Source organism: Nonomuraea sp. PA05 (assembly GCF_008086045.1).
GTDB classification, from domain to species: Bacteria; Actinomycetota; Actinomycetes; order Streptosporangiales; family Streptosporangiaceae; genus Nonomuraea; species Nonomuraea monospora.
The window spans coordinates 81761-100118 of record NZ_VSEY01000001.1 but is presented as its reverse complement, the minus strand read 5'-3'; the positions used below and the strand labels follow the sequence as shown (position 1 = coordinate 100118).

General features: G+C 73.6%; 13 protein-coding genes. 3 read left to right on the top strand and 10 right to left on the bottom strand.

From position 1 onward, the window contains the following. Nucleotides 1-50 precede the first annotated feature (50 nt). From FXF51_RS00445 to FXF51_RS00420, 6 genes are all read right to left on the bottom strand, one after another. Nucleotides 51-533 (bottom strand): hypothetical protein, encoded by a 483-nt coding sequence (locus FXF51_RS00445; protein WP_148432184.1) that lies wholly within the window; start codon nt 531-533, stop codon nt 51-53. After that, complete coding sequence (locus FXF51_RS00440) at nt 530-3049, bottom strand: molybdopterin oxidoreductase family protein (protein ID WP_148432183.1); 2520 nt, start codon at nt 3047-3049, stop codon at nt 530-532. Before FXF51_RS00440 ends, FXF51_RS00445 begins: the two co-directional genes overlap by 4 nt. Before the next feature lie 69 nt (nt 3050-3118). Continuing rightward, complete coding sequence (locus FXF51_RS00435; protein ID WP_148432182.1) at nt 3119-3649, bottom strand: FxsA family protein; 531 nt, start codon at nt 3647-3649, stop codon at nt 3119-3121. Between the two features lie 120 nt (nt 3650-3769). Next, nucleotides 3770-4519, bottom strand: a complete 750-nt coding sequence (locus tag FXF51_RS00430) for a polyprenol monophosphomannose synthase (RefSeq protein WP_148432181.1) — start codon at nt 4517-4519, stop codon at nt 3770-3772. Continuing rightward, nucleotides 4516-6414 carry an apolipoprotein N-acyltransferase gene (gene lnt / locus FXF51_RS00425; RefSeq protein ID WP_262379223.1) on the bottom strand — a complete coding sequence of 633 codons (1899 nt, stop codon included), beginning with the start codon at nt 6412-6414 and terminating at the stop codon, nt 4516-4518. Before lnt ends, FXF51_RS00430 begins: the two co-directional genes overlap by 4 nt. Before the next feature lie 609 nt (nt 6415-7023). After that, nucleotides 7024-9216, bottom strand: a complete 2193-nt coding sequence (locus tag FXF51_RS00420; protein ID WP_222871057.1) for a HelD family protein — start codon at nt 9214-9216, stop codon at nt 7024-7026. A gap of 308 nt (nt 9217-9524) precedes the next feature. Between FXF51_RS00420 and FXF51_RS00415 the strand changes: the two genes are divergently transcribed. The 3 genes from FXF51_RS00415 to FXF51_RS00405 are packed head-to-tail and all read left to right on the top strand — an operon-like array spanning nt 9525 to nt 12980. Next, nucleotides 9525-10721 carry an ROK family transcriptional regulator gene (locus tag FXF51_RS00415; RefSeq protein ID WP_148432179.1) on the top strand — a complete coding sequence of 399 codons (1197 nt, stop codon included), beginning with the start codon at nt 9525-9527 and terminating at the stop codon, nt 10719-10721. Nucleotides 10722-10737: 16 nt separating this feature from the next. Further along, nucleotides 10738-11997: a 6-phospho-beta-glucosidase gene (locus tag FXF51_RS00410; RefSeq protein ID WP_148432178.1), complete on the top strand. Its 1260-nt coding sequence runs from the start codon at nt 10738-10740 to the stop codon at nt 11995-11997. Beyond that, nucleotides 11997-12980: an N-acetylglucosamine kinase gene (locus FXF51_RS00405; protein WP_148432177.1), complete on the top strand. Its 984-nt coding sequence runs from the start codon at nt 11997-11999 to the stop codon at nt 12978-12980. Before FXF51_RS00410 ends, FXF51_RS00405 begins: the two co-directional genes overlap by 1 nt. Here the strand turns inward: FXF51_RS00405 and FXF51_RS00400 are convergent. The 4 genes from FXF51_RS00400 to FXF51_RS00385 all read right to left on the bottom strand — a co-directional run bounded on the left by FXF51_RS00400 (nt 12977) and on the right by FXF51_RS00385 (nt 18295). Beyond that, nucleotides 12977-13465, bottom strand: a complete 489-nt coding sequence (locus FXF51_RS00400; protein WP_148432176.1) for an Lrp/AsnC family transcriptional regulator — start codon at nt 13463-13465, stop codon at nt 12977-12979. The genes FXF51_RS00405 and FXF51_RS00400 overlap by 4 nt on opposite strands. 23 nt (nt 13466-13488) lie before the next feature. Further along, nucleotides 13489-14082, bottom strand: a complete 594-nt coding sequence (locus FXF51_RS00395; protein ID WP_148432175.1) for a GTP-binding protein — start codon at nt 14080-14082, stop codon at nt 13489-13491. A gap of 257 nt (nt 14083-14339) precedes the next feature. Next, a complete protein-coding gene (locus FXF51_RS00390) occupies nt 14340-15206 on the bottom strand; it encodes a terpene synthase family protein (protein WP_148432174.1) in 867 nt (288 codons plus the stop codon). Between the two features lie 122 nt (nt 15207-15328). Next, nucleotides 15329-18295 carry a helix-turn-helix transcriptional regulator gene (locus FXF51_RS00385; protein WP_187414076.1) on the bottom strand — a complete coding sequence of 989 codons (2967 nt, stop codon included), beginning with the start codon at nt 18293-18295 and terminating at the stop codon, nt 15329-15331. Between the last annotated feature and the right edge of the window lie 63 nt (nt 18296-18358).

Sequence of the window (18358 nt, the reverse complement as noted above, 5' to 3'; positions counted from 1 at the left end):
CCCCGGGCCACGGCCCGGGGGTTCTTCATGTCGGGGACGTTTCCTGGGCGCTAGCTGACCAGCGGCTGGGTGGCCGATTCCTTCAGCCGGGCGTTGGCCCAGCGCAGCTGCCGCAGCGTCTGCGGGTGGCAGCGCTCGGCGAGCTCCAGCAGATCGGCCCGCCTGGCGCCCTGGGCCGCCTGAGCGAGCAGCTCCCAGTCGAGGGAGACGCCGGACGCCACCCGGTAGAGATGCCGGAAGTCGGCCAGCAGCACCAGCCCGGGGCCTGGGCCGGGGCCCAGCCAGGCGCCCGCCCGCTCCAGCGCCCGCTCCACCGCACCGGGGTCGGCGGGCGGCTCAGGGTCGAGGTCGAGGCCGTGGTCGCGGGCCGCTTCCGCCAGGTCGCGCAGGTGATCGCGGCACCAGCCGGCCAGGTCACGGGCGACGTGGAACGTCTCATGGTCCGCCTTGTGCCGGTCGGACAGGCGCAGCAGAACCTCGGCCAGCTCACTCTCCGACCGGTGCAGCTCCCGCAGAACCAGATCGAACTTCATCGCGCACCCCCTCCGGACGCGGAACGAGACGCGGAACGAGACGCGGCACCCGACGCGGCGTCCGACGCGGCGGGGCCGTATGACACGGTGGCATGGGCCGCCTCCCCGCCCCTCGTCGCCGGTACCCCCGGCGTGACCGGCCGGGCGGCGCCGGTCGTCGGGGCGGCGGACGGCCGATCACCGCGCTCCACGAGCGTGACCCGCGCCGCCGCGGTCTTGAAGATCGGCTGCTTGGACGCCGGATCCCAGTCCGTGATCGTCAGTTCGTTCGCCGCCGTGGCCGTCCCGTCGCCGGGCTCGTGCCCGCCGGACGCGTCCCAGTAGCCGTAGTGGAACGGCAGGAAGACCACCCCGTCCCGCATGCCGGTCACCCGCAGCCGGGCCCGCACGCCACCCCGCGGGGTCGCGATCTCCACCAGATCGCCCTCCGCGAGCCCGAGCGGCCCCGCGTCCCCCGGCGACATCTCGGCCCACACCTCGGGCGCCGCCTCCTGGAGCTGGGGCGCCCTGGCGGTCTTCGTCCTGGTGTGGAAGTGGTAGACGGTGCGGCCGGTGATGAGCCAGAGGGGGAACTCACCGCCGGGCTCCTCGTGCGGCGGGACGTACTCGGCGGCCTTGATGACGGCCTTGCCGTCCGGGTTCAGCGCCCGGTACTCGGTCTGTGACAGCGGCGCCCCGGTGACCAGGTCGCGCCCGTAGTCCTCGCACCGGTCGGGCGCGCTCCAGAAGCGGCCCTCCTCGTAAAGCCGCTCGGTGCCGTCAGGACGAGCGTCGTCGCAGGGCCACTGGATGCCGCCGGAGCCGCGCAGCCGCTCGTACGACAGGCCGGTGTAGTCGCACGGCCGGCCGCGCGAGCACTCCTTCCAGCCCTCGAACGCGCCCTCCGCGTCGCTCCACTTCACCAGCGGCGCCCCGTCCTTGTCCGTCAGCTCCATGCGGCGGGCGAAGTCGAGGAAGATGTCGAGGTCCGGGCGGGCCTCGCCGGGCGGCTCCACCGCCTTGTCCGACAGGTGGACGGTGCGGTCGGCGTTGGTGAACGTGCCCGTCTTCTCGCCCCACGTGGCCGCCGGGAGCACCACGTCTGCGAGCTGGGCGGTCTCGCTGAGGAAGACGTCCTGGACGACGAGGAACAGGCCCTCCCGCGCCAGGATCGACCTGACGCGGGACAGTTCGGGCAGCGACACGGCGGGGTTGGTGCCGATCACGTACAGGAACCGGATCGACCCCTCCTCGGCGTAGCGGATCATCTGCATCGCGTGCGTGGGCGGCGCGTAGTGCGGGATGTCGAGAGGATCGACGTTCCACACCCGGGCCAGGTCGCGCACGTGCGCGTCGTTCGACCAGTTGCGGAAGCCGGGCAGGTCGCCGTCGGCGCCGCACTCGCGGGTGTTCTGGGCGGTGGGCTGGCCGTTCATCTGCAGGACGCCGCAGCCGGGCCGGCCGAGCATGCCGCGTACCAGGTGCACGTTGTTGACCTGGACGGCGGCGGCGGTGGCCTGGTGCGACTGGTAGAAGCCCTGCAGCACGGTGGACAGCAGCCGCCCGGCGGTGCCGATGAGACGGGCGGCCTCGCGCAGGTCCGCCACCGGCACGTCGCAGATCCTGGCGGCCTCCTCGGCGGGGAAGTCGTGCACCCGCTTGCGCAGCTCCTCGAAGCCGACGGTGTGCTCGGCGAGGTAGACCTCGTCGATCCAGCCGTTCTCGATGATCTCGTGGAGCAGGCCGTTCATCAGGGCGAGGTTGGTGCCCGGCCGGTTGGCCAGGTGGACGGCGGCGGCGCGGGCCACCTCGGTCTCGCGGGGGTCCACGCAGACCAGCGCGGGCGGGTTCGGCCCGGCGAGCCGGTCGAGGATCCGGCTCCACAACACGGTCTGCGTCTCGGCCACGTTGTGGCCGTACAGGGCGATGACGTCGGCGTGGTCCACGTCGGCGTAGGAGCCGGGCTGCCCGTCGCAGCCGAACGACTCCTTCAGCGCCGCCGCGGCCGTCGCCGTGCACAGGCGGGTGTTGCCGTCCACGTGGTTGGTGCCGATGCCGCCGTGCGCGATCAGGGCGAGGGTGTAGTACTCCTCCAGGAAGAGCTGGCCGGTGGTGTAGAAGCCGAGCGCGCTGGGCCCCTGCTCGTCCAGCAGCCGCCGGGCGGCGCCGGTGACGCGTTCCATCGCGGTGTCCCAGCTCGCCTCGACCAGGCGGCCGTGCTCGCGGACGAGAGGGCGGCGCAGCCGGTCGGGCGCGTTGGCGGCCTGCCAGCCGTACAGGTCCTTGGGGCCCAGCCGTCCGTGGTTCACGCGGTCGTTCGCGCGGCCCCGCACCCCCGCGATGCGGCCGTCCTTGACCGCGATGTCCATGCCGTCGCCGTTGCTGTGCAGCAGGCTCGCGCTCTGCACCCAGCGGTCCACGTCCTGCTCGCTCAGGCCGGGCTCCAGGAAGGCGTCCACCCGTACGGGCCAGGGTTCGCCCGGTCCGTACGGTGTGCGCTCCCCCCACGGCTCGGCGATCCTGTCCGCGTACGGCATGCGTCCTCCCGGGGTAGTCGGATGGGAGACGCATGCCCGGGAACACCGAGGCCATACGTGAGCGGGCTGCTAGGAGTCGCGGTCCTCGCGGATGACCTCGCCGTGCACCACCCGGCCGCCGCCACCCTGCGGCGCGCCCGTCCCGGCGCCAGGGGAGCCGGACGGCGGCGCGCCCGCGCCCGGGAAGCCTGACGACGGCGGGAACAGGTTCGCGTACGGCGACGCGGCGGCCAGCCTCTTGATCCGGCGCTCGAAGAACCACGAGCCCAGCCGCCGCATCATCGGCCGGGTGAACGGGATCAGGCACAGGAAGCCGAACACGTCCGTGAAGAAGCCGGGCGTCAGCAGCAGCGTGCCGCCCACCAGGATGATGCCGCCGTCGGCCAGCTCCTTGTCGGGCATGCGGCCCGACTCCAGCGCCGTCCGCAGCGCCTTCCAGGCGCGGCGGCCCTCACGGCGCACCAGCCAGGCGCCCAGGAGACTGTCGGCGATGAGCAGGGCGACGGTCGCGGGCCCGCCGATCACCGACCCGACCTGGATGAGCAGCCAGATCTCCAGGACGGGCACGACCAGGAAGGCCAGGAAGAGCAGGAGCCGCATCGTTTCCTCGATTCGCACACGCGCGTTACAGCAGGAACAACGCTGGGGGGCCGCCGGGCGTTCCAGGACGGGCGGCAAATCAGGGATGTCCCGGAGGCGCCCCTTAGTCGCGGGCGGCCCTCAGTCGCGGGAGGGGCCCTTGAGCCGCTTGGGCAGCCCCGTCACGCCCCACATGCCGATCCGCCACAGCGCCTCGGACATGACCTTGCCGCTCATCTTGCTCTTGCCGACCGTACGCTCCACGAACGTGATCGGCACCTCCACCACCCGCAGCCCGTGCCTGGACGTGCGCAGCGTCAGATCGACCTGGAAGCAGTAGCCCTGCGACTCCACCCCGGACAGGCCGACCTTCTCCAGCGTGGCGGCCCGGTAGGCGCGGAAACCTGCGGTCGCGTCGCGGACGGGAAGGCCGAGCATGACGCGGGTGTAGATGTTGGCGCCCTTCGACAGCAGCTCGCGCCGCTGCGGCCAGTTGACGACCTTGCCGCCCTGCACGTAGCGCGAGCCGATGGCCAGGTCGGCGCCGCCGGCCAGCGCCTCCAGCAGCTTCGGCAGCTCCTCGGGCTGGTGGGAGCCGTCGGCGTCCATCTCGACCAGGACGTCGTACCCCTCCTCCAGGCCCCAGCGGAACCCGGCGATGTAGGCCGCGCCGAGCCCCTGCTTTCCAGGCCTGTGCAGGACGTGCACGTGGTCGTCGTCGGCGGCGAGACCGTCGGCGACCTCCCCGGTGCCGTCGGGGCTGTTGTCGTCGGCCACCAGTACGTGGGCGTCAGGGACGGAGGTTCGCAACCGCTCGACGATCGCCGGCAGGTTGTCGCGCTCGTTGTAGGTCGGTACGACGACGAGCACCCTGCCGAGAGTCTCCATCATCCGTCGTTCCTCATCCGATCGCTCATCCGATCGCCTCGCCGCCTGACACGCCACGCGGCGACTGCGGCCGCCGCGGCTCCCATCAACATCAATGCCCATTCGGGAAGTGCGCCCACCCTGGTGGCAAGCGTTTTCTCCGTGCGGACGGGCACCGCGACCACGTTCATGTCGGCGACACGCTCGCGGGTCTGCCAGGAGACCTTACCGTCAGGTGTGACATATGCCGAGATCCCGGTGGTCGCGGCGGTCACCACGGCTCTGTTGTGCTCGACGGCCCGCAACTGGGACATGGCGAGCTGCTGGGGCGGCAGGTTGGACAGGGCGTAGGAGGCATTGTTGGTCTGCACGACGATCGGGGTGCCGCCGGCGCGGACCGTCTCGCGCACCGTGTCGTCGTAGGCGACCTCGTAGCAGTTGACCGCGCCGATCGTGACCGGCCCCAGCTTCAGGTCGCCCGGCTTGCCGCCGGGGACCGACTGCCTGCCGACCAGGTTGGCCCGCTCCCACAGCGCCAGCACCAGGTCCTCGAACGGGGTGTACTCGCCGAACGGCACCAGGCGCTGCTTGTCGTAGTAGGCGCCGGGCCCGGTCACCGGGTCCCAGACGAGGCTGCGGGTGGCGCGGTGCTCGTCGCCGATCGCCACCACGGCTCCCACCAGGGTGGGCACGCCGACGTCCCGCACGGAGTCCTGGATGATCTGGCGGGCGTACTCGTCGCGGTAGGGGTCGATGTCGGTGGAGTTCTCCGGCAGGACGACCAGGTCGGGCTTGGGGAGCTTGCCGTCGCGTACGGCCTGGGCCAGGCGCTTGGTCTCGTTGGCGTGGTTGCGCAGCACGACGGCGGGCTCGTCGCCGAGGGCGTACATGCCCTCGCCGGGGACGTTGCCCTGGACGATGCCGATGTTGACGGTACGGCCCTCGTCGCCCGGCCTGGGCACGGCCAGGCCCAGCAGCGGCACGACCAGGGCGAGGGCCAGGGGGGCGGCGTGGCGCACGAGCACGTCACGCCCGGGCCGGGCCCTGGCGGTGGGCCCGCCGGGGGCCGCCTCGGTCCGCCCCGCCCGCTCGGGGCGCCTGCCGAGGGCCGCCTGGGCCAGCAGCGCGCCGCACAGCGCGACGGCGAACGACACCAGCGGGACGCCGCCCAGCGCGGCGTACGGGGTGAACAGCGACTCACCCTGGCTGAAGGCGGCCCGCGCCCACGGGAAGCCGCCGATCGGCACCAGGCTGCGGGCCCACTCCATGAGCACCCACAACCCGCCGAACCACAGCGGCCAGGCGGGCAGCCTGAACACCAGCGCCGCCAGGGCGGCCAGCGCGGCGTAGAACAGGCTCTCGACCCCGACCAGCATGAACCAGACGTCGTCGCCGATGCTGCGCACCCAGGCCAGCGCCGGCAGCAGGAACGCCACGGCTGCCAGGTAGCCGATCCAGGCGGCCCTCCTCGGCCTGACGCCGTGGATCGAGGCGACGATCAGGGCGATGCCCAGGGGGGCGCACAGCCACCAGCTCAGGGGCGGGAACGCGGCGAACAGCGCCACCCCGCCGACGACAGCCGCCACGACCCTGCCCAGCAGCCTCCACCGGGGCTCCGGCCCGGCTCCGGCCTCGGCCGTCCGCGGCTCCTCAGCCCCGGACCCCGCACCCCGCTCGGCCTCCCCCTCGGACGCGGGCGCCCCTCCAGGGCGCGCCGCCTCGCTCGCGGCGGCAGGCGTGCCCTCAGTCTCGGGCCCCGTCACGGCGGGCCCCGTCACGGCGGGCCCCGTCACGTCGGCGGGCCCCGTCACGTCGGCAGTGGCGACCTCGTGCCCAGCCGCAGCGGCAGCCTCGCGCTCGCCCTCCGTCGTGCCCCCGGCGACGGCCTCGGGCATCGCCACGTCAGGCGCGAGCGACACACCGTCACCAGGCGACGCCGGCACACCCGCGCGCCCGGGATCGCCCCCGGCCGCCGGTAGGCCCGTTCTGTCCTGAACCACTCCGGGGTACTCCTCGCCACCTCACAAACGGCTTGCTTGCGAAAACGCTACCGCCCCCGGACCGCGCTCGGACCGGCGAGGCGCGAGGAAGATCGAACACCGCCACAAAAATGAGGGCGGCAGGGTGATCCCGCGGCTGAACGGGACCACCCCGGCGCGATGGCGGTCCGATGGCACGGGAGCGGGAAGAGGGCCCGGAAACCCTTCGGACCGGACCCGTCTCGTCGGCGGCGAGCTCGGAATTCCGTTGTCTACTGGGCTCCCGGACCCGTCCCGGGTCCAACCCCCCGCCCGGTTGGGGTGCCCCGACTCGACGGACCGACGGCCCTGCACCTGGCTGTGTGGACGAAGTCACGCTCCGTCACGGACGCAGGATCCGACGATGTCAGAGACGGCCAACCGGCCAAGTCCCGTGCTGGACTGCGCAGCAAACTACCGACTCCACCTCAGATGTCAACCGTGTCCCGATCAGCGGGAACATCAAGTTTCCGCAGGTGGGACATGTACGGCCGGTGGTCGCAAAGCCGGTCAAAGCCCATTTGCGGGCGCCGGAGCACGGCTCGGCAAGCCCCGCAACGCCTGCGAAAGCGGCCGCTCGTGGACGACCCCGAGCCGCTGCGTCGCACGCGTGAGAGCAACATACAGGTCGCTGGGCCCGCGTGGCGACTGAGCGGCGATGAGGTCCGGCTCGGCGACGATGACGGAGTCGAACTCGAGCCCCTTGGCGTCGGTCACCCCCATGACCGCGACGGGCGCGTCCAGCGCCTCCGCCCCGCGGGCGCGGCCGGCGCCGGGCGCGACGACGACGGTGCCGGGGACGTTCGCGGCGAGCCGCGTGCCGAGCTCGGGCAGCAAGGAGTCGGGCACCACGACGGCGACCTTGCCGCCTTCGCCCGCCTCCTCCTTGGCCAGCTCGGCCAGGGCCGACAGCGGCGCCGCCCACGGGCGCGCGCCGGCCTCGCGGACGGACGCGGGCGCCTCCAGGGCCGGGTCGATGGTGGCCAGGACGCGGGCGGCCACCGCCATCAGCTCCACCGGGGTGCGATAGTTGACGGTGAGCCGCTCCTGGCGCCAGCGCCCGGCCACGTACGGGTCGAGCACCTCCTGCCACGAGCGGGCCCCGGCCGCGGAGCCGGTCTGGGCGATGTCGCCGACGATCGTCATGGACCGGGTGGGGCAGCGCCGCATGACGGCCCGCCAGGCCATCGGCGACAGCTCCTGCGCCTCGTCCACGATCACGTGACCGTAGGCCCAGGTGCGGTCGGCGGCGGCGCGTTCGGCGGTGGTGAGGTAGGGGCCGTCGCCGCGCTGGCGCTCGGCCAGCCGTTCCGCCTCCATGACGTCGGACAGCCCGGTCAGCTCCAGCACCTCGCGGGCGTAGGCCAGCTCGGCCTCGCGCTGGCTCTCCTCGGCCTGCCTGGCGGCGGCCAGCTCCTCCTCGGCCTGCATGGCGCTGGCGCGCAGCACCTGCTCGTCGATGTCGCCGAGCAGCTCGGCGGCCTCGTCGAGCAGCGGCACGTCGGACTCGGTCCACTCGCCGCCGGAGCGGCGCAGCAGCGCCCGTTCCTGCGGGGTGAGGGCGGAGGCGGCGTAGCCGAGGCGCTCGGGCGAGCCGTAGAGTCCGAGCAGCAGCCGCTGCGGCGTCAGGTACGGCCACAGCCGGTTGAGCGCGGACTTGACGACCGGCTCGGTGCGCAGCTCCTCCCGCAGGTCGGCCAGGTCGTCCTCGTCGATGAGCCCCTTGCCGATCTTGCGGGCCTGCTGCCTGGCCAGGGCGGTGAGCAGCGACCGGACGAACACGGCGCGCGCCTGGTTGTGCGGGCGGCGCGAGCGGGTGGCCTTGTTCTTCGCGGCCTCCAGCATGTTGCGGTCGATGGTGAGCGTGATCCGGCCGATGGTCAGCTCGACGGGCTGGCGCGGGACGCGCTGCCGGTCGCGCACGGCCTTGGCGATCACCTCGGCCATCCGCGGGTCGCCCTTGAGCGCGGCCACCTCGGGCTTGTCGCGGGCGGTGGCGGTCACGCCGGGGTAGAGCTCGCCGACGGTGGACAGCAGCACGTCTGTCTCGCCGAGCGAGGGCAGCACCTGCTCGATGTAGCGCAGGAACGTGAGGTTCGGCCCGAGGATGAGCACGCCGCGGCGTTCCAGCCGTTCGCGGTGGGTGTAGAGCAGGTAGGCGGCGCGGTGCAGGGCGACGACGGTCTTGCCGGTGCCGGGCCCGCCCTGCACGACGAGCACGCCGTTCAGGTCGCTGCGGATGACGCGGTCCTGCTCGGACTGGATGGTGGCGACGATGTCGCGCATGCGGCCGGTGCGCCGCTCGTCGAGCGCGGCCAGCAGGGCGGCCTCGCCGTTGAGGGTGGCGCGGTCGTCGTCGGTGAGCGAGTCGAGGTCGAGCAGGTCGTCGTCCACGCCGGCCACGGTGCGGCCCTTGGTCTGCAGGTGGCGGCGCCTGGTGACGCCCATCGGGGCGGCCGGGGTGGCGCGGTAGAACGGCTGCGCGACGGGCGCCCGCCAGTCGATGAGCAGGCGGAGCTGCTCGTCGTCGGTCATGCCGAGCTTGCCGATGTACAGCCGGCCCTCGTCGAGGTGATCGAGCCGTCCGAAAACCAGGCCGCGCTCGACGGCCCAGAGCCGGGCGAGGCGGGTGGCGTACATCTCGGCGAAGGTGTCGCGCTCGGACCTGTTCTGCATCGTGCCGACGGCGCCCGAGGCCAGCACCTCCTTGAGTTGCCGCTGGGTGCGCTCGCGCAGCGTGTCGAGGCGGTCGTACAGGCGGGTGACGTACGCCTGCTCCTTGGCGAGCTCCGTTTGACGAGTTGCCGCCTGACCATTAATGTGGTTAATGGGACACTCCGGGCCATTCTGCTTGTTGTTACGACAAACGACGACATTAGCATGCCTGTAGAGGCACTCCCATCACTTTCCCTTTCCCCTACCGGGTCACGTCTTGATTTCACCTCTTGACCGCAACCTTTTTGCCGTCGTACAGGTTAGGAAACTTTACTAACAGATGGGGGAAGGCCGCGGTGAGCGCTCCGGTTCCGGGGACACCCAGTCTGCTACGCGCCATCAATGATCGCGCCGCACTGCGCGTCCTCCTCGAACGGGGTCCGCTCACCCGGCCCCAGATCGGCACGCTCACGGGGTTGTCCAAGCCCACCGCCTCCCAGCTCCTGTCCCGCCTTCAGGAGGCCGGCCTGGTGGTGCTGGACGGCATCAGGGAGGGCCTGCCGGGACGCACCGCCGAGGTCTACCGGATCAACCCCGCCGCGGCCTACGTCGGCGCGCTCGACGTCACCCCGCACCGCATCGAGGCCAGGGTGGCCGACATCACCGGCACGGTCGTGGGCGAGCACACGCTGCCCACCCCCCGCCGCCCCCACGACGAGCTGGTGGACCGGCTGCGCGCCGCCCTGCTCGGCGCGGGGCCGCCCGGCGAGCTGCGCCGCGTCGTCATCGGCGTGCAGGCCGCGATCGACCCCGCCACCGGCAGGCTCGGGTACGCCGCCGCCAAGGACGTGCCCGGCTGGCACATCCCCGGCCTGGTGCCCACGCTCAGCGCCGGGCTGGGCGTCCCCGTGGACGTGGAGAACAACGTCAACCTGGTCGCGGTCGCCGAGCAGGCGCACGGCGTGGCGCGCGGCCACCGGGACTTCGTGCTGCTGTGGGCCGACGCGGGCATCGGCTCGGCCATCGTCCTGGACGGGCGGGTGCGCCGGGGCGCCACGGGCGGCGCGGGCGAGGTCGGCTACATGCCCGCGCCCGGCGCGCCCACGGCCCGCGAGTCGGGCCGCTACGCCGACCACGGCTACCAGGCGCTGACCGGCGGGCACGCGGTGCTGAAGCTGCTGCGCTCGTACGGCGTGCGCGGCCCCGGCTTCGGCCAGGCCGTCGCCAACGCGGTGCGCGCGGCGTCCGGCACCGGCCAGAAGGCCGAGGACGCCAGGGCGGGGCTGCGCGACATCGCCGCCCGCCTGGCCGTGGGCCTGGCCGCCATCACCGCGGTCGTGGACCCGGCGCTGATCGTGCTGACGGGCGGCGCCGTGCTGCCGGGCGGCGAGGTGCTGCGCGAGCTGGTCGAGCACGAGCTGCACGCGCTGACCATCCCACGGCCGCCCGTCAGGCTGTCCGCGGTCGAGGGCAACCCGGTGCTGGCCGGCGCCCTCGACCTCGCCCTCGCCGCCGTGCGCGACGAGGTGTTCGGTTCGAGCATTCCCTCGTGATCGGCAGGAGGCGCGGGTGAGACTGGCGGTGGTCGGGGGCGGTTCGACGTACACGCCCGAGCTGGTGGACGGGATCGCGCGGCTGCGCGACGAGCTGCCGGTGACGGAGCTGGCGCTGATCGACCCTGACGCGGCGCGGCTGAAGCTGGTGGCGGGCGTGTCGCGGCGGATGCTGGCGCACGCCGGGCATCCGGCGCGGGTGCTGGCCACCTCCTCGGTCGCCGAGGGCGCGGCGGGGGCCGGCGCGGTGCTGTTCCAGCTCAGAGTGGGCGGGCAGGCGGCGCGCGAGGTGGACGAGACGCTGCCGCTGCGGTGCGGCTGCGTCGGCCAGGAGACGACGGGCGCGGGCGGGCTGGCCAAGGCGCTGCGCACGGTCCCGGTCGTGCTGGAGCTGGCCTCGGCCGTACGCGAGGTCGCGCCGCGCGCCTGGATCGTCGACTTCACCAACCCCGTCGGCATCGTCACCAGGGCGCTGCTGGACGCCGGGCACCGCGCCATCGGCCTGTGCAACGTGGCCATCGGTTTCCAGCGCCGCTTCGCCGCCTGGCTCGGCGTCGATCCCGCGCGCGTCTCGCTCGGCCACGTCGGGCTCAACCACCTGACGTGGGAGCGCTCGGTCATCCTCGACGGCGCCGACGTGCTGCCCGCCCTCCTGCGGGAGCACGGCCGGGAGCTGGCCGGGACGCTGGGCCTGCGGCCGGAGCTGCTGCGTCGGCTCGGCGCCGTCCCCTCCTACTACCTGCGCTACTTCTACGCCCACGACGCGGTGGTGCGCGAGCAGCGCTCGGAGCCGGCGCGGGCGGCCGAGGTGGCGCGGATGGAGGAGCGGCTGCTGGAGCTGTACGCGGACCCGTCCGTGGTGACCAAGCCCGAGCTGCTGTCGCAGCGGGGCGGCGCGTTCTACTCGGAGGCGGCCGTGGCGCTGATCGCCTCGCTGCTCGGCGACCGGGGCGACGCCCAGGTGGTGAACGTGCGCAACGCGGGCACGCTGCCGTTCCTGCCGGACGAGGCGGTGATCGAGGTGCCGGCCTCGATCACCGCGTCCGGGGCGGCGCCGCTGCCGGTGCCGCCCGTGGAGCCCCTGTACGCGGGGCTGATCGCGCACGTGTCGGCGTACGAGACGCTCGCCCTGGAGGCGGCCCTGCACGGCGGCGCGGACCGGGTGCGGGACGCGCTGCTCGCCCACCCGCTGATCGGGCAGGACGAGCCGGCCGAGGAGCTGACGGGCCTGCTGCTGGAGGCCGGGCGGGCGCACCTGCCGTGGGTGGCGGGCTGATGCGCCTGATGCTGGCCGTGGACGGCGGCAACAGCAAGACCGACGTGGCCGTCGTGTCCGAGCGCGGAGAGGTGCTGGCCACCGGCCGGTCGGGGGCGTTCGTGCCGCAGCGGGACGGCGTCGCGGCGGCCCTGGACGTGGTGGCGGCGGCGCTCGCGACGCTGCCCGTCTGGGTGCCGCGCGGCGGGTTCGACCACGTGTCGGCCTGCCTGGCGGGCGCCGACCTGCCCGTGGAGGAGGAGGCGCTGGCCGGGGAGTTCGCCGCCCGGGGGCTGGGCGCCGACGTGGTGGTGCGCAACGACACGTTCGCGGTGCTGCGGGCGGGCGCGTCGGCGCCGTGGGGCGTGGCCGTGGTGTGCGGTGCGGGCATCAACGCGGTCGGCGTCTCCCCCACCGGCGCGGTGGCCCGCTTCCCCGCCCTCGGGCGGCTCAGCGGCGACTGGGGCGGCGGTGAGGGGCTGGGCGAGGAGGCGCTGTGGCACGCGGTGCGCGCCGAGGACGGCCGGGGCGCGCCGACCGCGCTGGCCGGGCTGGTGGCCGCCCACTTCGGCGCGGCGACGGTCGAGGAGGTCGTCCTGGGCCTGCACTTCGGCCGGATCGGCGAGGGACGCCTGCACGAGCTGTCGCCCGGCGTGCTGGCGGCGGCCCGCGACGGGGACGCGGTGGCCGGGGCGCTGGTGGAGCGGCAGGCGGAGGAGGTGGCGGTGCTGGCCGAGGTGTGCCTGCGCCGGCTAGGCCTGCTGGGCACGCCGACGGAGGTGGTGCTGGGCGGCGGGCTGCTGACGGCGGGGGATCCGCTGATGGCGGGGCTGGTGGCGGAGCTGTGCGGGCGGCGGGCGCCGCTGGCGCGGCTCGTGGTGGCGGACCTGCCGCCGATCGCGGGAGCGGCGCTGCTGGGCCTGGAGCACCTCGGCGCCGGGGAGGCCGCGCTGGCCCGGCTGCGCTCCCGCTATCGCGGGGACGCAGCCCGATCTTCCGGCTAAGCGGCGCCGCCAGGGCCGGTGGCGGGCTCGCTGACCGCCTCGGGCTCCACGTCGGGGGCGCGGTGCTCGTACGGGGTGCTCAGCACGACCGTCGTGCGCGTGGAGACGTTCGCCGAGGCCCTGATCTGCTGGAGCAGGTCCTCCAGCGCGGCCGGCGAGGCCACCCGCACCTTGAGGATGTAACTTTCGTCGCCTGCCACGCTGTGACACGCCTCGATGGCGGCCAGATGGGCCAGCCGCTCGGGCGCGTCGTCGGGCGCGGCGGGGTCGATCGGCTTGATCGACACGAACGCGGTCAGCGGCAGCCCCACCGCGTCGTGGTCGATGATCGCGGCGTAGCCGCGCACCACTCCCCGTTTCTCCAGGCGGCGTACGCGCTGGTGCACCGCCGAGACGGAGAGCCCGGTCTCCCTGGCCAGGTCGGTGAAGCTCATGCGGCCGTCGCGGGCCAGCAGCGTGACGATCCGGCGGTCGATCTCCTCCATCGGTCAAAGGTAGCCGGTCATGGTCACGACATGGTCCCGACCGGGGTGGCGCCTCTGCGCATCGCGTGCTCGACCAGGGTGATGAGCACCTCCCTGCCGGAGTCGCGGCGCCGGGCGTCGCAACGCACGATCGGGATGTCCGGCTCCAGGCCGATCGCCGAGCGCACCTCGCCGACCGTGAAGGGCGAGACGCCGTCGAAGCAGTTGAGCGCCACGACGAACGGCTGCTCGCGCTTCTCGAAGTAGTCGACGGACGGGAAGCAGTCGTCCAGCCGCCGGGTGTCGGCCAGCACGACGGCGCCCAGCGCGCCCATGGCCAGCTCGTCCCACACGAAGAAGAAGCGCTCCTGGCCGGGGGTGCCGAACAGGTAGAGCATGTAGTCGTTGGCGACCGTGATGCGGCCGAAGTCCATGGCCACGGTGGTGGTGAGCTTGCGCTCGACACCTGACAGGTCGTCGATGTGGGTGCCCACCTGGGTGAGCGCCTCCTCGGTGCGAAGAGGCCTGGTCTCGGACACGGCGCCGACCATCGTGGTCTTGCCCGCGCCGAATCCACCAGCGATCAAAATCTTGATCGCTGTCGGCAGCCGCCAACGGTCTGAGCGACCGAATTCCATCCAGCACCGCCCGTACATTTCCCGCGCATGCGCGACCCCGCCCCTGAGGTGCCGGTCAGTGGTACCTGTCAAGGTTCGCCTGAGAGGGCCGTTCCACATGCCTGGCATCGAGACACCCTAGCAACGCCACATTTTCCACTCAAGCCGCAATCTTTTACAAGAAACAAAATGTCACGGTTTGTCGCCTCACGCCACGTTTTTCGCGGATCTAACAGGGCAAGAGTCAAGTTTGTCTGTCATGCATTCAGACGGTGACTTTAGGTGGCCTGCTGATAGTCCGAAATACCGGTGACACCTGCCTGAAAACCCAGCCGTCTTCGCAGGTAGGAGGCCGTGCGCGGGCTGTGGCGGCACACCGGCCTGATGAGGCTCTCGGCGTCCCGCGCCAGATCCGCGATCGCGGCCGCCACCGCGGCGCCGTCCACGCCCAGCGCGAGCACGTTGAGGTCGCCCCAGCTCAGGTCCCTGCGGTAGGAGGCGACGTCGCCGAGCAGGTGCAGGTACCGCTGCACCTGCCGGCTGACCACCCGCAGCTCCTCCAGGTGCGCCCTGGACCAGTCGTCGGCCGTGTAGATCCAGTGCGACAGGTCGACGAAGCACGAGCCCCGGCTGTCGGCGTTGTCCACGTACCGGGGCAGCGTGGGCACCGTGTGCGTGTCACGCCACACCCAGGCCCTGGCCATGCCCGCCAGCGTCCGGTCGAGCTGGTCGCGCCAGATGCCCCGCAGCTCGTCGAAGTCGGCGACGGTCGCCAGCTCGTCGCGCAGGTCGGCGAGAAACCGGGTCACGGCCGAACGCGGCACCGCCCCCTCGGCCACCGACAGGCACTCCCTCGTCAGGCGGGTGACCTGCTCGCGGGTGTTCGCGGCGCGGTCGACGAGCCGCTCCACGGCCGTCACCCACAGGGCGGCCCTGTTCACGGCCTTCAGCCGGTCGGCGCCGGCCCAGGGGGCGCTGAAGGCCGTCGCCAGGGAGAGCGAGCTGAAGAAGTCGGCGCCGAAGGCCGCGTCGGGGAACAGGTCCGCGTACATCTGGGCGCACCGCCGCAGGTCCCTGCCGCACTCGGCGGCCAGTGCGCACGTCCTGCCGAGCTCGAACGCCGTGTCCAGCTCGTCGTCCGGCATCCTAGGGCCGCTCGATCGGCTCGCGGACCATAGGCGACGTCCCCCCATACCCGGATACACAGCTGTGGGGTAATTGTTTCATGATCATGAAGTGCCGATCAAGGTATCAGCTGAGTGGCTGATCAGCCTGCTTCGCTGGCCGGGAACGATACCTCCGGACCATACGCGGCCAGCTTGGCGGCCAGCGCCACCCGGGAGCCGATGCCGAGCTTCGTGTAGATCTTGCCGATGTGGTATTCGACGGTTTTGACGCTGATGAGCAGCTCTCTGGCGATCTGGCGGTTCGTCAGGCCGCCCGCCACCAGGGTGGCCGTGCTGAGCTCCTGAGGGGTCAGGCCCAGCCTGACGGTGGCGGGCGGCTCCAGGCCGCACGCCTCCAGCTCCTGCGCGCAGCGCTCCACCAGGGGGCGGGCGCCCAGCCGGGCGAAGATGGCGCGTGCGGCGCCCAGCCGTTCGGCCGCGGCCTTGCGTCTGCCTGTGCGGCGCAGCAGCCTGCCCAGATCGAGCAGCGCCCGCGCCTCCTCCAGCAGGCATCCGCCCGAGGAGGGCTCCTGGAGCGGGCCCGCACCGGCTTGGGCCTCCTCCCGCAAGCGTCCACTCGCCCTGGCCAGCTCCAGCGCGCGCCCGAACGCCTCCTCCGCCTGCGTTGGAACGTTCCTCGCGGCCAGCAGCAGCCCCGCGAGCCTGACCCGCTCGGCCTGCCTGCGCCGGCCACCGGCCCGCCCCTCCCGGTCGCAGGCGTCCAGCGCCCGCTCCGCCTCCTCCAGCCGCCCGTCGGCGACCAGCGCCTCGATGCGCGCGGGCCGCGGATCGGGCACGAACCCGAGGCCGCCCTCGCACGCGTCAGCCGGAAGCTCGGCCGCCCCGAGCAGCGCCATGGCCAGGTCCGCCTGCCGCTCCCCCGCCACGTGCCGCATCCTGCGCGCAGCCGTCCCGGCCGCCACGGCATGCGCGAGAGCCCGGTCATGCTCACCCTTGGCGGCGAGCGGCGCCACGCAGGCGGCGTCCAGCCACGGCAGCAGCCAGCGCTGCCCCAGCGCGGACGCCTCCGCGAGAGCGGCCTCAGCATGGGCCACGGCCTCGTCCCACCGGGCCAGCCCGTGCTCGGCGACGGCCAGCAGCGCCGTGGCCAGCAGCCGGTGGTGCGGCAGCCCCGCCGCGCCCGCGGCGGTCACGGCCCGCTTCAGCACGGCGCACGCCTGGCCCGCCTCGTCGAGGGCCAGGTGCGCCACGGCTTCGGCGAGGCTGCCGGATGGCGCGCCGGCGCTGGGTGCCCCGCCCAGCGCCGGCACGTCGTGCGGCCTGGCGACCGGCCCCGCGATGGGCTGTTCGATCGACAGGCGTGCCCAGTTCGCCGCCTCGGCGCGGTTCCCCGTGACCAGCCGCAGCCAGGACAGCTGCTCCGCCACGTCCGCGGCGAACCCGGGCTCCGTGTGCCGCCACGCCTCCGCCAGCAGCTCGGACGCCTCGTCGAAGCGTCCGGCGGCCAGCGCGAGCCGTCCCAGCACGTACCGGCGCACCGGACGCGGGTCGGCGTTGCGCACGGCGGCAAGCTCAGCCGCACGGATCACGTCGCCCCCGATGAGGACGTGTTCCAGAACGGCCGTGTGCAGCTCGTCGCGGCGCGCCGGCGACTCCGTGAGACCGGCGGCCAGGTCCAGGTGGGCGGCGGCCTCCTGCCACAGCCCGTGCTGCGCCGCCTTGGCCGCGAACCTCGCCAGCTCCTCGGCCAGCGCCTCGTCCGGCCCGTCGGCCGCGGCGGCCCGGTGCCGCAGCGCCGCGCCGTCGTCGTCGGCCAGCCTGGCGGCGGCCAGGTGCAGCCGGGCCCGCGCGCCCGCGCCTATCCCGTCGTAGGCGGCGGCTCTGGCCAGCGGTTCCGGGAAGTCGATCAGGCGGCCGGGCAGCTCGCGCAGCAGGCCTGCCGTGACGGCCTCCTCCAGGGTGTTCAGCGGCTCGTCGATCCCGGTGGCCACCGCCGCCGCCACGTGCAGCGGGCAGCGCCCGCCCAGGACGGCGCAGGCCGCGACGAGGCGGTGGGTGGCGGGGGCGCACGCGTGCAGGCTGGCGGCGAAGGGGCGCCGGTAGGTCTCGGGAGCCGGTAGGCGCACGCCCGGGTCCGCCATGGCGGCGGGGGGCAGGATGGTCAGGAGGGCGCGGGCGTGCAGCGGGTTGCCCAGCGTGTGCTCGCGCAACCGCCGCGCCGCCGCGGTCACGTCCGGGTGTCGCTCGTCCGCCGGAACGTCAGAGCGTCGCTCACCCGCCGGAACGGCAGAGCCTCGCTCACCCGCCGGAACGTCCAGGCCGCGCACGTCGAGCCCCCGCACGTCCAGCCCCCGCACGTCGAGCCCCCGCACGTCGAGCCGCAGCGCATTCGATCGCGCGTCCGCGCATGGCGCGTCCGTGCGCAGCGCCGCCAGCGCCTCTTTCGCCGCGTCCGCAGGCGACGCGTAGGTGCCGCGTTCCCGCCGTCCGGCCGCCAGCGCCGGGTCGGCGGCCAGCTCGGCCAGCTCGGACGCGCTCAGCCCCCCGAGCGTGACGACCAGCGTGCCGTCGCCGGCGAGCATCCGCCGCAGCCCGTCCGGCAGCCAGGGGTCGGCCAGGTCCCGGCAGGCGACCAGAAGCAGCACCCGCCCCACCCGGACGCGCCGCAGCACGTAACTCAGTGCCCGCAGCGAGGCCCTGTCCACCCACTGCGCGTCATCGACGACCACCGCGAGCGTCTCCAGCGCGGACAACCGGGCGACGAGCTCGCACACCGCCTGCCCCGCCGCACACGGATCCACCGCGCACGGATCCGCCCCGCCCGGTTCTGCGGCCACCCCGCACGGTCCTGCGCCCGTCCCGTGGTTCAGCAGGGCCGCCTCGTCCATGAGCTGCCGTACGACGCCGAGCCGGAGCTCCCGCTCGCTCTCCTCGCCGCTGACGGTCAGCACCCGCACGCCCGCCTCCCCGTCGAGCGCGTGGTGGATGAGCGCGGTCTTGCCGATGCCCTCGGGCCCCTCGACCACCGCCCTCCTGGCGGATCCGCCGCCTGCCGCGCGCAGTTCCGCGCGCAGTGAGGCGAGCTCCGCCGTCCTGCCGACGAACATGCGCACTCCCTCCGCCGCCCTCTCCATTCCAGAGCAGCGCAGACAGCCCCTGATACACCGCCG

What these genes read in the sequence shown, in the direction of transcription:
- FXF51_RS00405 (WP_148432177.1), top strand. Translation starts at nt 11,997, where the DNA reads ATGCGCCTGATGCTGGCCGTGGACGGCGGCAACAGCAAGACCGACGTG.
- FXF51_RS00390 (WP_148432174.1), bottom strand. Translation starts at nt 15,206, where the DNA reads ATGCCGGACGACGAGCTGGACACGGCGTTCGAGCTCGGCAGGACGTGC.
- FXF51_RS00435 (WP_148432182.1), bottom strand. Translation starts at nt 3,649, where the DNA reads ATGCGGCTCCTGCTCTTCCTGGCCTTCCTGGTCGTGCCCGTCCTGGAG.
- FXF51_RS00400 (WP_148432176.1), bottom strand. Translation starts at nt 13,465, where the DNA reads ATGGAGGAGATCGACCGCCGGATCGTCACGCTGCTGGCCCGCGACGGC.
- FXF51_RS00385 (WP_187414076.1), bottom strand. Translation starts at nt 18,295, where the DNA reads ATGTTCGTCGGCAGGACGGCGGAGCTCGCCTCACTGCGCGCGGAACTG.
- FXF51_RS00395 (WP_148432175.1), bottom strand. Translation starts at nt 14,082, where the DNA reads ATGGAATTCGGTCGCTCAGACCGTTGGCGGCTGCCGACAGCGATCAAG.
- FXF51_RS00430 (WP_148432181.1), bottom strand. Translation starts at nt 4,519, where the DNA reads ATGATGGAGACTCTCGGCAGGGTGCTCGTCGTCGTACCGACCTACAAC.
- FXF51_RS00440 (WP_148432183.1), bottom strand. Translation starts at nt 3,049, where the DNA reads ATGCCGTACGCGGACAGGATCGCCGAGCCGTGGGGGGAGCGCACACCG.
- FXF51_RS00445 (WP_148432184.1), bottom strand. Translation starts at nt 533, where the DNA reads ATGAAGTTCGATCTGGTTCTGCGGGAGCTGCACCGGTCGGAGAGTGAG.